Source organism: Streptomyces sp. NPDC047061 (assembly GCF_040643955.1).
Taxonomy (GTDB): Bacteria; Actinomycetota; Actinomycetes; order Streptomycetales; family Streptomycetaceae; genus Streptomyces.
On the sequence record NZ_JBEYVI010000014.1, the window covers coordinates 1 to 12,850 of the forward strand.

9 protein-coding genes and 1 pseudogene are annotated in these 12,850 nt (G+C 70.7%); 4 read left to right on the forward strand and 6 right to left on the reverse strand.

Annotation, left to right across the window (positions count from 1 at the left end):
- Window positions 1–100: 100 nt before the first annotated feature.
- The 6 genes and pseudogenes from ABZ887_RS21080 to rhaI form a co-directional block, all read right to left on the reverse strand.
- A pseudogene (locus ABZ887_RS21080) lies at window positions 101–724 on the reverse strand (LUD domain-containing protein); the annotation flags it as partial.
- Window positions 721–2,199, reverse strand: a complete 1,479-nt coding sequence (locus ABZ887_RS21085) for a LutB/LldF family L-lactate oxidation iron-sulfur protein (RefSeq protein ID WP_361291585.1) — start codon at window positions 2,197–2,199, stop codon at window positions 721–723. The gene ABZ887_RS21085 and the pseudogene ABZ887_RS21080, both read right to left, overlap by 4 nt.
- Window positions 2,196–2,951, reverse strand: coding sequence for a (Fe-S)-binding protein (locus ABZ887_RS21090; protein WP_361291587.1), 756 nt, complete (start codon window positions 2,949–2,951; stop codon window positions 2,196–2,198). The genes ABZ887_RS21085 and ABZ887_RS21090 overlap by 4 nt, the downstream gene beginning before the upstream one ends.
- Before the next feature lie 120 nt (window positions 2,952–3,071).
- Window positions 3,072–4,532: a rhamnulokinase family protein gene (locus ABZ887_RS21095; protein ID WP_361291589.1), complete on the reverse strand. Its 1,461-nt coding sequence runs from the start codon at window positions 4,530–4,532 to the stop codon at window positions 3,072–3,074.
- On the reverse strand, window positions 4,529–6,568 hold the full coding sequence (locus tag ABZ887_RS21100; RefSeq protein ID WP_361291591.1) for a bifunctional aldolase/short-chain dehydrogenase: 2,040 nt from the start codon (window positions 6,566–6,568) through the stop codon (window positions 4,529–4,531). The genes ABZ887_RS21095 and ABZ887_RS21100 overlap by 4 nt, the downstream gene beginning before the upstream one ends.
- A 119-nt stretch (window positions 6,569–6,687) precedes the next feature.
- Window positions 6,688–7,848, reverse strand: a complete 1,161-nt coding sequence (gene rhaI, locus ABZ887_RS21105; RefSeq protein ID WP_361291593.1) for an L-rhamnose isomerase — start codon at window positions 7,846–7,848, stop codon at window positions 6,688–6,690.
- Between the two features lie 254 nt (window positions 7,849–8,102).
- Between rhaI and ABZ887_RS21110 the strand changes: the two genes are divergently transcribed.
- The 4 genes from ABZ887_RS21110 to rhaS all read left to right on the forward strand — a co-directional run bounded on the left by ABZ887_RS21110 (window position 8,103) and on the right by rhaS (window position 12,836).
- Window positions 8,103–9,620 (forward strand): sugar ABC transporter ATP-binding protein, encoded by a 1,518-nt coding sequence (locus ABZ887_RS21110; RefSeq protein WP_361291595.1) that lies wholly within the window; start codon window positions 8,103–8,105, stop codon window positions 9,618–9,620.
- Window positions 9,617–10,657, forward strand: a complete 1,041-nt coding sequence (locus ABZ887_RS21115; RefSeq protein ID WP_361291597.1) for an ABC transporter permease — start codon at window positions 9,617–9,619, stop codon at window positions 10,655–10,657. Before ABZ887_RS21110 ends, ABZ887_RS21115 begins: the two co-directional genes overlap by 4 nt.
- Entirely contained in the window at window positions 10,650–11,627 is a 978-nt protein-coding gene (locus ABZ887_RS21120; RefSeq protein WP_361291599.1) for an ABC transporter permease, read from the forward strand. The genes ABZ887_RS21115 and ABZ887_RS21120 overlap by 8 nt, the downstream gene beginning before the upstream one ends.
- Window positions 11,628–11,753: 126 nt before the next feature.
- On the forward strand, window positions 11,754–12,836 hold the full coding sequence (gene rhaS / locus ABZ887_RS21125; protein ID WP_361291601.1) for a rhamnose ABC transporter substrate-binding protein: 1,083 nt from the start codon (window positions 11,754–11,756) through the stop codon (window positions 12,834–12,836).
- The last annotated feature ends 14 nt before the right edge of the window (window positions 12,837–12,850 follow it).

The window sequence follows — 12,850 nt, forward strand, 5'->3', positions numbered from 1 at the left end:
TCTGTGGGTGACCGGCCCGACCGGCATCTTTCCCCCCGGCCCCCCGGGGGTGTCGCCGCCCGCCGGCCGGGGGGCCCCGCCGGGCCGGCCGGTCGTCGCCGACGAGGATCACCTCGAGGGTGCGTGGGCCGTGTACGCCCTCGACCCGGTCCAGTTCGATGTCGCTGGTGGCCGAAGGGCCGGAGATCCAGGTCAACGGGCGGGCCGGGTCGAGTCGTTCGAGGGCCTGGGGTACGGAGGAGACGACCTGGTCGGGGACCCGTACGACGCAGATGTGGTGGTCGGGGATCAGGGTGATCCGGCGGCGGCCCTGGTCCGGGCCGCCGTCCAGCACGATCGTCCCGGTCTCGGCGACGGCGACCGCGCACGCGGTGACCACGCTGGTGACCTGGTCGAGTTCGTGCGGGGTGCTCCCGGCGCTGTCCGTGACCTGCTCGGCCTCGGTCGCCGCCAGCCACTGCGGGGGGAGTCCGGTGGGTACGGCCACCGACCTCGAACCGCGCTCGGCGACCAGCCGCCCGATCGTGGCGGCCAGTTCGTCCTGGGTGCACCGGTGCACGAGCGCCCGGTAGTCCGCCAGGTTCTCGGCCAGCAGGTCGACCGTCTCGGCGGCACTGCGCGTACCGTGCTCGCGCAGATACGTCCGCTCGACGGGCCTGTCCTGGTCCCGTACCCCGTCCAGCGCCCGCCGTACCCGGCCCAGGATCTGTTCCCTGCTGTTCACTTCGCGCCGTCCTTTGTGCCGCCGGTCCGCTGCCACCAGTCCCTGAACGGCTCCGCCGGTACGGCGGGCAGGTCCCGGGTCCCGCTCCACGCCCGGCCGGGGCCCGGCAGCGTACGGGGATGCAGGCGGCGGCTGCGGGACGCGAGCCGCTGGCCGGTGCGCAGGGCGGCCGGGTGGGAGAGGGCCCAGCGGGCCGCGCGCATCGCCGCCCGCTCGGCCGCGTGTCCCTTGGCCGGCTTGAGCAGCACCTTGTTGCCGTTGCGGACCGCCTCGCCGCCCTGAACGACCCGCTCGCGCAGGTGCACCAGTACCTCGGGGATGTCGATGGCGACCGGGCAGACCTCGTAGCAGGCCCCGCACAGCGACGACGCGTACGGCAGGGAGGCGTCGATCTCGCTTGCGGTGCCCCGCAGCTGGGGGCTGAGGATGGCGCCGATCGGGCCCGGGTAGACCGAGCCGTAGGCGTGGCCGCCCGCCCGCTCGTAGACCGGGCAGACGTTGAGGCAGGCCGAGCAGCGGATGCAGCGCAGGGCCTGGCGGCCGACCTCGTCGGCGAGGGTGTCGGTGCGGCCGTTGTCCAGGAGCACCAGGTGGAAGGTCTGCGGTCCGTCCCCGTCGGTGGTGCCCGTCCAGGTCGAGGTGTACGGGTTCATGCGCTCGGCGGTGGAGGAGCGGGGGAGGGTCTGCAGGAAGACCTCCAGGTCCTGCCAGGTCGGCACGATCTTCTCGATGCCGACGACCGAGATCAGCGTCTCGGGGAGGGTGAGGCACATCCGCCCGTTGCCCTCGGACTCGACGACGACCAGGGTGCCGGTCTCGGCGACCATGAAGTTGGCGCCGGAGATGCCGACCTTCGCGCGCAGGAACTTCTCGCGGAGGTGGAGCCGGGCCGCCTCGGCGAGTTCGGCCGGGGTGTCGGTGAGGCCCTCGGGCGCCGGGCGCCCCCACGCGCCCATCTCCTGGCGGAAGATGTCCCTGATCTCGCCCCGGTTGCGGTGGATGGCGGGGACGAGGATGTGCGAGGGCCGGTCGTGGCCCAACTGCACGATCAGCTCGGCGAGATCGGTCTCGTAGGCCCGGATGCCCGCGGCCTGGAGCGCCTCGTTCAGCCCGATCTCCTGGGTGGCCATCGACTTGACCTTCACGACCTCCGACTCACCGGTCGCCTCGATGAGTTCGGTGACGATCCGGTTCGCCTCGTCGGCGTCGGCGGCCCAGTGGACCGTACCGCCCGCCGCCGTCACCGCCTCCTCCAACTGGACCAGATAGCGGTCGAGATGACGGAGCGTGTGGTCCTTGATCTGCTTGCCCGCCTCGCGCAGGGCGGCCCAGTCGGACACCTCGGCGACCGCCTTGGCCCGCTTGGCGCGGATGGTGTGCGTGGCGTGGCGCAGGTTCCCGCGCAGGGTGGGGTTGTTGACGGCCTCGTGCGCGGCCTTCGGAAAGGCCGGCATTCCGACGAACGTTCCGCTCATGCGGCCGGGTCCTCCTTGGTGCTCGCCAGGATCTCCGCGATGTGCACCGGCCGCAGCCCGCTGCCGAGCCGGGTCATGGTGCCGCCGATGTGCATCAGACAGGAGTTGTCGGCCGCGCACAGCACCTCGGCGCCGGTCGACTCGGCGTTGCGCACCTTGTCGGTGCCCATCGCCGCCGAGACGTCCGCGTTCTTCAGCGCGAACGTGCCGCCGAAACCGCAGCACTCCTCGGCGCCCGGCAGCTCCACCAGCTCCAGGCCCTTGACGGCCTGGAGGAGGCGGCGGGGGCGGTCGGCGAGGCCCAGACTCCGCAACCCGTGGCAGGTCGGGTGGTATGTGACATAGTGCGGATAATATGCCCCGACGTCCGTCACCCCCAGGACGTCCACCAGGAACTCCGTCAGCTCGTACGTCTTCGGCACCACCGGCGCCAGCGCCGCCGCCAGCCCGCTCCCGCGTCCCTCCGCCCGCGCCCGCTCGCCCATCCTCGGGTACAGCTCCCGCACCATCGCCCCGCAGGACCCGGACGGGGTCACGATCGCCTCGTAGCCTCCGAAGACATCGGAGAAATGCTGAGCAAGCGGTTCCGCCTCATGGCGGTAGCCGGTGTTGTAGTGGGCCTGTCCGCAGCAGGTCTGCGCCATCGGGAAATCGACCTCGACGCCCAGCCTGGTCAGGAGTTTCACCACGGCACGGCCGGTGTCCGGATAGAGCGTGTCGTTGACGCAGGTCAGGAAAAGAGCGACACGCATCGCGGCTCCTCGAGGTCGATCATCGGATGAGTGCAGCGTAATGGGCCGGTGCTATCAGCGGGAGACCCGGTTGCGGTGCGGCGAGTCGGGAGCCGTCACCGGGTGACCGGTGCGGCCCGGTCACCGGGCGGTCAGCCGTGCCTCGGCCGCCGCCCAGCGGGCGGTGCCGCCGCGTGGCGCGTACCGGGTCAGCGGCTGGGAGCGGACGAGCAGCCGCCGCATGCCGGCGAGATCACCGACCAGACCGTGCGCACGGGCCTGGACCAGCACGTTCCCCAGAGCCGCCGCCTCCGTCGGGCCCGCCACCACCGGCAGCCCGCAGGCGTCTGCGGTGAGCTGGCAGAGCAGCGCGTTGCGGGTGCCACCGCCCACCACGTACACCGTGTCCACCGGATGGTCCGCGAGCCGCTGCGCCTCCGCGACCGCCCGCCGGTGGGCGAGCGCCAGGGAGTCGAGAATGCACCGGGTGATCTCACCGGGCGTCCCGGGCACCGGCTGCCCCGAGGCCCGGCACGCCTCGGCGATCCGCTCCGGCATCCGGCCGGGGGCCAGGAACGCGGCGTCCCCCGCGTCCACCACCGACCGCAGCGCCGGCACGCCGGCCGCCTCCCGCAGCAGCCCGCCCAACTCCGGCTCGCCCCAGGCCCGTACGCACTCCTGGAGCAGCCACAGCCCCATGATGTTGCGGAGATAGCGGACCGTGCCGTCGAGCCCCAGTTCGTTGGTGAAGTTGGCGGCCCGGCTCTCCTCGGTCAGCACCGGGGCGGTGAGTTCGAGACCGGCCAGCGACCAGGTGCCGGTGCAGATGTAGGCGAACCGCTCCCCGTCCGCCGGTACGGCGGCCACCGCGGACGCGGTGTCGTGCGAGCCGACGGCGGTCACCGGCACCGGCCCGGTCAGCCCCGTCTCCTCCAGCACCCCGGGCCGCAGCACCCCGGCCGGATCCCCGGGCCGCCGCAGCGGCGCGAACAGCCCGAGGTCGATCCCCAAGCGGTCCGCGACCTCGTACGACCAGTCGCGTGTCCGGGGATCGATCAGCTGGGTGGTGGAGGCATTGGTCAGCTCGGTGCCCTGCTCGCCGGTGAGCCAGTAGGAGAGCAGATCCGGGATCAGCAACAGGCGCCCGGCCAGGGCGAACTGGGCGTCCGACCGGGCGGCCGCCAGCTGGTACAGGGTGTTGAAGGGCGCGTACTGCAGGCCCGTACGGGCGTACAGCTCCGGCGCGGGCAGCGTCGCCCACACCTGCTCGGCGACGCCCTCGGTGCGGGCGTCCCGGTAGTGCACCGGGTTGCCCAGCAGCGCGCCGTCGCCGTCCAGCAGCCCGTAGTCCACGGCCCAGCTGTCGATGCCGACGGAGTCGAGCCGTCCACCGCAGTGGGCACCTGCGGCCCGCAACCCCTCCAACACCCCGGCGTACAGGGCGAGTACGTCCCAGCGCAGCCCCTCCGGCACCCGCACCGGCCGGTTCGCGAACCGGTGTGCCTCGGTGAGCTTCAGCGAGTCCGGGCCCACCCGGCCGACCATCACCCGCCCGCTGGACGCGCCCAGGTCGACCGCCGCATACGACTTCGGGGAGCTCATCGCAGGAACGCGGCCGCCACACCCGCGTCGACGGGCACGTGCAGCCCGGTGGTGTGGGTGAGTTCGCCACCGGTCAGCGCGAACACGGCGTTCGCCACGTGCTCGGGCAGCACCTCGCGCTTGAGGATGGTCCGCTGGGCGTAGAACTCGCCCAGCTTCGCCTCCTCCACCCCGTACACGGCGGCCCGCTGAGCCCCCCACCCCCCGGCGAAGATCCCGGATCCCCGCACCACACCGTCCGGGTTCACCCCGTTGACCCGGATCCCGTGCTCACCCAACTCGGCGGCGAGCAGCCGCACCTGATGCGCCTGATCCGCCTTCGTCGCCGAATAGGCGATGTTGTTCGGACCGGCGAACACGCCGTTCTTCGACGCGATGTAGACGATGTCACCGCCGATCCCCTGCGCGATCATCACCCGGGCGGCCTCCCGCGACACCAGGAAGGATCCGCGGGCCATGATGTCGTGCTGCAGGTCCCAGTCCCGCGCCGAAGTCTCCAGCAGCGGCTTGGAGATGGAGATCCCGGCGTTGTTGACGACGAGGTCGACCCCGCCGAAGGCCAGCGCGGCGGCCCGGAAGGCGGCGGCGATCTGCTCCTCGTCCGTCACGTCGACGGTGACCGCGACCGCCTTGTCGGCCCCGCCCAGCTCCTCCGCGACGGCAGCGGCCCCCTCGGCATTGAGATCGGCGACCACGACACACGCCCCCTCGGCCGCCAGCCGGTGCGCGATCGCCTTCCCGATCCCGCTGCCGGCCCCGGTCACCAGCGCCACCCGGGTCGCCAGCGCCTTCGGCCTCGGCAGCCGCCGGAGCTTGGCCTCCTCCAGCGCCCAGTACTCGATCCGGAACTTCTCCGACTCCTCGATCGGTGCGTACGCCGACACGGCCTCGGCCCCGCGCATCACGTTGATCGCGTTCACATAGAACTCACCCGCGACGCGGGCGGTCTGCTTGTCCTTGCCGAAACTGAACATGCCGACGCCGGGCACCAGCACGACCGCCGGGTCGGCGCCGCGCATGGCGGGGGAGTCGGGCAGGGCGTGCCGCCGGTAGTAGGCGGCGTACTCCTCCCGGTACGCGGCGTGCAGCTCGCGCAGCCGCGCGACCGCCTCGTCCAGCCGGGCGGTGGCCGGAAGATCGAGCACGAGGGGCCGTACCTTCGTCCGCAGGAAGTGATCCGGACACGACGTCCCGAGCGCCGCGAGCCGTGGATGCTCGGCCCGCGCCAGGAAGTCGAGGACGACCTCGGAGTCGGTGAAGTGGCCGACCTGCGGCCTGTCCTGGGAGGCGATCGCCCGGACGTACGGCGCGAGCGCGGCGGCCCGCTCCCTCCGCTCGCCCTCGGGCAGCGCGCCGTACCCCTCGACCACGGGCCCGAAGGGCTCGGGCCTGCCGCGCTCGGCGAGGAACGCCTCGGCGGTGCGGATGATGTGCAGCGAGTTCCGCTCGCACTCCTCGGAGCTGTCGCCCCAGGCGGTGATCCCGTGCCCGCCGAGGACGCATCCCACGGCCCGTGGGTTGGCGGCCTTGACGGCGGCGATGTCCAGGCCGAGCTGGAACCCGGGCCGGCGCCACGGCACCCACACCACGGTGTCCCCGAAACACTCGGCGGTGAGCTTCTCCCCGTCCGCCGCACACGCCAGCGCGATCCCGGAGTCCGGGTGCAGATGATCCACGTGCGCGGCCTCCACCAGCCCGTGCATGGCGGTGTCGATGGAGGGCGCTGCCCCGCCCCTGCCGTGCAGGCAGTAGTCGAAGGCGGCGACCATCTCGTCCTCGCGCTCGACGCCCGGATAGACACCGGCCAGCGCCCGGAGCCGGTCGATCCGCAGCACGGCGAGCCCGCCCTCGGTGAGCGTCCCGAGGTCCCCGCCGGACCCCTTCACCCACATCAGCTCGACCTCACCACCGGTGACGGGGTCGGTGGCGGTGCCCTTGGCGGACGTGTTCCCGCCGGCGTAGTTGGTGTTGCGGGGGTCGGCACCGAGGCGATGGGACCGGGAGAGGAGGGCGGAGGCTTCGGGATGGGTGGTCACAAGAATTCCTGATTCGTTGAAGGAGCGGGACTGCAACGCGCCCCTTCAGGGGCGCGGGGAACTGCGCGACCAGCCACATCCGGCCCGCAGTCCGCGACGAAACAGTTCAGGGCAGACGCTTACGCACCCCAACCAGCCTGCTGTCCTCCAACTCGCTCAGCGACAATTCTCTCGGCCCACCCGGACCGGCGGTACGCCCCCAGCGGGTCGGGGTCCAACCCCATCTCGCCCCGCACCTCCCTGAGCAACGGCCGCACATCCGTGTCATATGCATCCATCAGCACCGCATTCGCCCCCAGCACATCCCCGGCGGCCTGCGCCTGCGCCAACGCCCCCCGGTCCACCAGCAACGCCTTCGCCGTCGCCTCCTGCACGTTCATCACCGACCGGATGATCGCCGGGATCTTCGCCTCGATGTTGTGGCACTGGTCGAGCATGAAGGCCACCTCCGCGGTGAGCCCGCCCCCGCGCGCCACCTCGTACATGATCCGGAACAGCTGGAACGGGTCCGCGGCGCCCACCATGAGATCGTCGTCCGCGTAGAACCGCGAGTTGAAGTCGAAGCCGCCGAGCTTCCCCTCCCGCAGCAGCGTGGCCACGATGAACTCGATGTTGGTGCCCGGCGCATGGTGGCCGGTGTCCACCACCACCTGTGCCTTCGGCCCCAGCTTCAGACAGTGGGCGTAGGCCGTCCCCCAGTCCGGAACGTCGGTCGTGTAGAAGGACGGCTCGAAGAGCTTGTACTCCAGCAGCATCCGCTGCCCCTCGCCCAGCCGGTCGTACACCTCGGCCAGCCCCTCGGCGAGCCGGTCCTGGCGTGCCCGGATGTCGTCCTGCCCCGGGTAGTTGGTGCCGTCGGCGAACCACAGCTTCAGGTCCGTCGACCCGGTCGCGTCCATGATGTCGACGCACTCCAGCAGATGGTCGACGGCCTTGCGGCGCACCGCCGCCTCCGGGTGGCAGATGCTGCCCAGCCGGTAGTCGTCGTCCTGGAAGGTGTTGGAGTTGATCGCGCCCAGCTCCAGCCCCCGCTCCTCGGCGTGCTTGGCAAGGTCCGCGTAGTCGTCGACTTTGTCCCACGGGATGTGCAACGCGACCGTGGGCGCGACCCCGGTCACGGCGTGCACCTGCGCCGCGTCGTCCAGCTTCTCCTTCGGCGAGCGCGGTACGCCCTGCTGGGCGAACACCTTGAAACGGGTCCCCGAGTTTCCGTACGCCCATGACGGCGTCTCGACGGCCTGGGTCTTCAGTGCGGCCTTCACCGCGACGAGGTCGGTCACTTAGGGGCTCCCGGAGTGAATGATGAAACGATTCAGAACGGCAAAGTATGAGTCCGCCGAAAGGGTGTCAAGCACTCCGGTCAACCCCGTTCTCCGTGACTCCGCCGTGACCTTAGGCTATCGAAATTTTTTCGATACGGACCCATTGACGTGACATGCCCGTGGTGCCTACGGTCCCGGCAATCCAGTTGAAACCTTTCACGACGCGGTGAGGGCGGCCAGAGCCGTCCCGCCGGTGTCGTCGAGGAGCCCCCATGACCCACCCGTCCGACACGGGACCGGCCCCGGTGCTGGCGCTGAAGGACGTCTCCAAGTCCTTCGGTGCCGTCCGCGCCCTGCGGGACGTCTCCCTGGAGCTGTTCCCCGGCGAGGTGCACGCCCTCGCCGGGGAGAACGGCGCGGGCAAGTCGACGTTGATCAAGACCCTCGCCGGAGTGCACCGGCCGGACGCCGGCCAGGTGCTGCTCGACGGCGAGCCCGTCGTCTTCCACGGCCCCGGCGACGCCCGCGACGCCGGAATCGCCGTGATCTACCAGGAACCCACGCTCTTCCCCGACCTGTCGATCGCCGAGAACATCTTCATGGGCCGGCAGCCCCGGCGTGCCCTCGGCCGGATCGACCACAAGGCCACCCGCGCGGCCACCACCGCCCTGATGAAGCGGCTCGGTGTCGCCCTCGACCCCGACCGCCCCGCCCGCGGCCTGTCCATCGCCGACCAGCAGATCGTCGAGATCGCCAAGGCACTCTCCTTCGACGCCCGGGTCCTGATCATGGACGAGCCGACGGCGGCCCTGACCGGCAGCGAGGTCGCCCGCCTCTTCGGCGTCGTCCGCACCCTGCGCGACCAGGGCGCCGCGGTGCTCTTCATCTCGCACCGACTCGAGGAGATCTTCCAGATCTGCCGGCGCGTCACCACCCTCAGGGACGGCGCCTGGATCGCCAGCGAGCTCGTCGACGGCATGACCGAGGACGACCTCGTACGCCGGATGGTCGGCCGGGACCTGGCCGAGCTGTATCCCAAGCAGGACGTCCGCCCCGGCGAAGTCGCCCTGAGCGTGCGGCGGTTGACCCGTGAAGGGGTCTTCACCGACGTCTCCTTCGAGGTGCGGTCCGGCGAGATCGTCGGCCTCGCCGGACTGGTCGGCGCCGGCCGGACCGAGGTCGCCCGTGCCGTGTTCGGCGTCGACCGCTGGGACGCCGGCGAAGTCGAGGTCAGGGGACGGAGACTGACCAGCGGCGCACCCTCCGTCGCGATGTCCGCGGGCCTCGCCCTCGTCCCCGAGGACCGGCGCGCACAGGGCCTCGTGATGGACATGTCCATCGAGCGCAACATCGGCCTGACCGGGCTGCGTACGACCGTCAGGGCGGGCCTCGTCGACCGGGGCGCCGAACGCAGCAGGTCCCTCGACTGGGCGGTCCGGCTCCAGGTGAAGTACGCCCGGATCGCCGACGCCGTCTCCACCCTCTCCGGCGGCAACCAGCAGAAGGTCGTCCTCGCCAAATGGCTCGCGACCGGGCCCAAGGTGCTGATCGTCGACGAACCGACCCGGGGCATCGACGTCGGCACCAAGGCCGAAGTCCACCGCCTCCTCGGCGAGTTGGCCGCCGACGGGGTCGCCGTCCTGATGATCTCCTCCGACCTGCCCGAGATCCTCGGCATGGCCGACCGCGTGCTGGTGATGCACGAGGGCCGGATCACCGCCGAGATCCCGCGCTCCGAAGCCAGCGAGGAAACCGTGATGGCCGCAGCCACGGGGAGGGCCGCCGCATGACGGTGACCACCTCCGAACCGACCCCCGTCGCCGAGACGCCCGAGTCCGCCGGGACCCGGCTCGTCGACCGGGTGTTCAAGATGCGCGAACTCGCCATCCTCGTCGTCTTCCTGGTGATGATCGCCGTCACCCAGGCCGGCAACAGCGAGTTCCTCTCCGAGCAGGGCATCAAGGACCTGCTGCTCAACGCCACCATCCTGGTGCTGGTCGCCACCGGCCAGTCCCTGGTGGTGATCACCCGGAACGTCGACCTGTCCGTCGGCTCCACCCTCGGCATCACCGCCTTCGCCGCCGGCGACTACCTGCACGGCGGCGGCAGCACGGTCGTCGCGATCGTCCTCGCCGTCCTGCTCGGCATCGGCTGCGGACTGCTCAACGGCCTGCTCGTCAGCCTCGGACAGGTCCCCGCGCTCGTCGTCACCCTCGGCACGCTGTACATCATCCGGGGCGTCGACTCCATCTGGGTCGGCTCCCGGCAGATCACGGCCGGCGACCTGCCCGGCTCCTTCGTCGACTTCGGCTCCGGCGGCCTGTCGGCCGTCCCCTGGCTGGCCCTGATCGCCCTCGCCGTCCTCGTCGCCACCGCCTACTACCTCAAACACTTCGGCAGCGGACGGGAGTTGTACGCCCTCGGCTCCAACCCGGAGGCCGCACGGCTGGCCGGCATCCCGGTCCGCAGGCGGATCCTCACCGCCTACACCTTCTGCGGCGCCCTCGCCGGGCTCGCCGGGGCCATGTACCTGGCCCGGTTCGGGAACGTCGACTCCAGCACCGGCAACGGCTACGAACTCACCGTCGTGAGCGCCGTGGTGGTCGGCGGCGTGGTATTCACCGGCGGCTCCGGGAGCGTGTACGGCGCCGCGCTGGGCGCGCTGCTGCTCACCTCCGTCAACAGCGTGCTCCCGGCCCTCGGGGTCAGCTCCGTGTGGGTCCTCGCCATCAACGGCTTCCTGCTGCTGCTCGCCATCGCCGTCGACCGGATCGTCGCGTCGCGGGTGGCCTCCGCCCTGAAGAAGAGGAACGCCCGCCATGCCTGACTCCCTGACACGCGCGGTCCGCTGGGACACGGTCGTCGGTGCGCTGCTGATCGTCCTCCTGCTGCTGTCGTTCGGTTTCGTCGACGGCTTCGGGAACTCGCTCAACCTGTCCTTCCTGATCGGCAACACGCTGCCCATCGCGCTGATCGCCCTGCCGATGACGCTGCTGGTCGTTGCCGGCGAGATCGACCTCTCGGTCGCGTCGACCGCCGGACTCTCGGGCGCCGTCATGGGCAAGCTCTGGAACGAGGGCATGGCGATCGAGACGATCATCCCGCTGTGCCTGCTGCTGGGTGTGGTCTGCGGGCTGGTCAACGGACTGCTGGTGACCCGGCTGGGACTGCCCTCGCTCGCCGTCACCATCGGCACGCTCGCGGCCTACCGGGGCATCGCGCAGATCGTCCTCGGCTCCGACGCGGTGACCGACTTCCCCACCCAGTACCTGGACTTCGCGGCGGGGCGGCTCGGCGGCACGTTCCTGCCACGTGCCTTCCTGCCGTTCCTGGTGCTGCTGGTGATCGCCGTGGTGGTGCTGCACGCCACGCCGTTCGGGCGGTCGCTGTTCGCCGTGGGGGCGAGCGAGGAGGCGGCGCGGTTCGCGGGTATCCGCGTCAGGCGCAACAAGCTGATCCTGTTCGTCGCCACCGGCTTCATGGCCTCGCTCACCGGGATCTTCTGGGCGCTGCACTACGCGAGTGCGCGGTACGACAACGCGACCGGGCTCGAACTGAGCGTTGTGGCGGCCGTGTTGCTCGGTGGCATCGACTTCGACGGGGGCCGGGGGACGCTGGGCGGGGCGATTGCCGGGGTGTTCCTGCTCGGGGCGTTGCAGAACGTGATGAGTCTGCTGAACGTGTCCGCGCAGTCCCAGATCGTGGTGACCGGTGTGTTGCTTGTTGTCTCGGTGCTTGGGCCGAGGGTTGCCCGGCAGATCTCTCTTGCAAGGCACAGGGCGGCCAAGACCGTCTGAATGCTGCGGGCCGTATGTGGCTGGTCGCGCAGTTCCTCCCCCAGCCTTCGGCCGGGGGTACCCCCAGCGCCCCTGAAGGAAGAAGAAGGGGCGCTTCCAGAGCCGTTACTTCAGAAGGAACCCGTCATGCGTAAGTCGTCCCTCCGGCGTGCCTGTGTGGCACTCGCCGCCGTGTCCTCCCTCGCCCTCGCCGCCACCGCCTGTGGTGGTACGACCAAGAACAACTCCGGCAGCGACGAGTCGGCGGCGGCCACCTCCACCGCCAAGGCCGACCCGAACGCGGCGCTGAAGAAGGGCCTCACCGTCGGGTTCCTGCCCAAGCAGGTCAACAACCCCTACTTCACCTCCGCCGACAAGGGCGGCGAGACGGCGCTCACCGAACTGGGCAGCAAGTACAAGGAGGTCGGGCCCTCCAGCGCGACCGACACCTCCGGGCAGGTCTCGTACGTCAACACCCTGACCCAGCAGCAGGTGAACGCCATGGCCGTGTCCGCGCAGGACCCCGGCGCCCTGTGCACCGCCCTCAAGCAGGCCATGAGCAACGGCATCAAGGTCGTCACCTACGACTCCGACACCAACGCCGGCTGCCGCGACGCCTTCGTCTCGCAGGCCAGCGCCGAGGACCTCGGCCGTACCGAGGTGCAGCTGCTCGCCGAGCAGATCGGGTACAAGGGCCAGATCGCGATCCTCAGCGCCGCGCAGACCGCGACCAACCAGAACACCTGGATCGGGTACATGAAGGAGGAGCTGAAGGACCCGAAGTACAAGAACGTCAAGCTGGTCAAGATCGCCTACGGCAACGACGACGCCCAGCAGTCCTTCCAGCAGACCCAGGGCCTGCTCCAGCAGTACCCGGACCTCAAGGGGATCATCTCCCCGACCACCGTCGGCATCAAGGCGGCCGCCCAGTACCTGTCCGGCTCCAAGTACAAGGGGAAGGTCAAGCTGACCGGTCTCGGCACGCCCAACGACATGCGCCAGTACGTCAAGAACGGCACCGTCGAGGGCTTCGAACTGTGGGACCCGGCCAAGCTCGGCGACCTGGCCGCCCGTACCGCCGTCGCGCTCGTCTCCGGGCAGATCACCGGCAAGGAGGGCGAGACCTTCAAGGCCGGCGACACGACCTACACCATCGGCAAGGACGGTGTGATCAACCTCGGCAAGCCGACCGTGTTCGACGCGAAGAACATCGACCAGTTCAACTTCTAGCAGCCGGGCGGTAC

Bases quoted from the DNA above. Each gene is read 5' to 3' on its own strand.
- ABZ887_RS21085 (WP_361291585.1), bottom strand. From the start codon at position 2,199: ATGAGCGGAACGTTCGTCGGAATGCCGGCCTTTCCGAAGGCCGCGCAC.
- ABZ887_RS21120 (WP_361291599.1), top strand. From the start codon at position 10,650: ATGCCTGACTCCCTGACACGCGCGGTCCGCTGGGACACGGTCGTCGGT.
- ABZ887_RS21090 (WP_361291587.1), bottom strand. From the start codon at position 2,951: ATGCGTGTCGCTCTTTTCCTGACCTGCGTCAACGACACGCTCTATCCG.
- ABZ887_RS21115 (WP_361291597.1), top strand. From the start codon at position 9,617: ATGACGGTGACCACCTCCGAACCGACCCCCGTCGCCGAGACGCCCGAG.
- ABZ887_RS21110 (WP_361291595.1), top strand. From the start codon at position 8,103: ATGACCCACCCGTCCGACACGGGACCGGCCCCGGTGCTGGCGCTGAAG.
- ABZ887_RS21095 (WP_361291589.1), bottom strand. From the start codon at position 4,532: ATGAGCTCCCCGAAGTCGTATGCGGCGGTCGACCTGGGCGCGTCCAGC.
- rhaS (WP_361291601.1), top strand. From the start codon at position 11,754: ATGCGTAAGTCGTCCCTCCGGCGTGCCTGTGTGGCACTCGCCGCCGTG.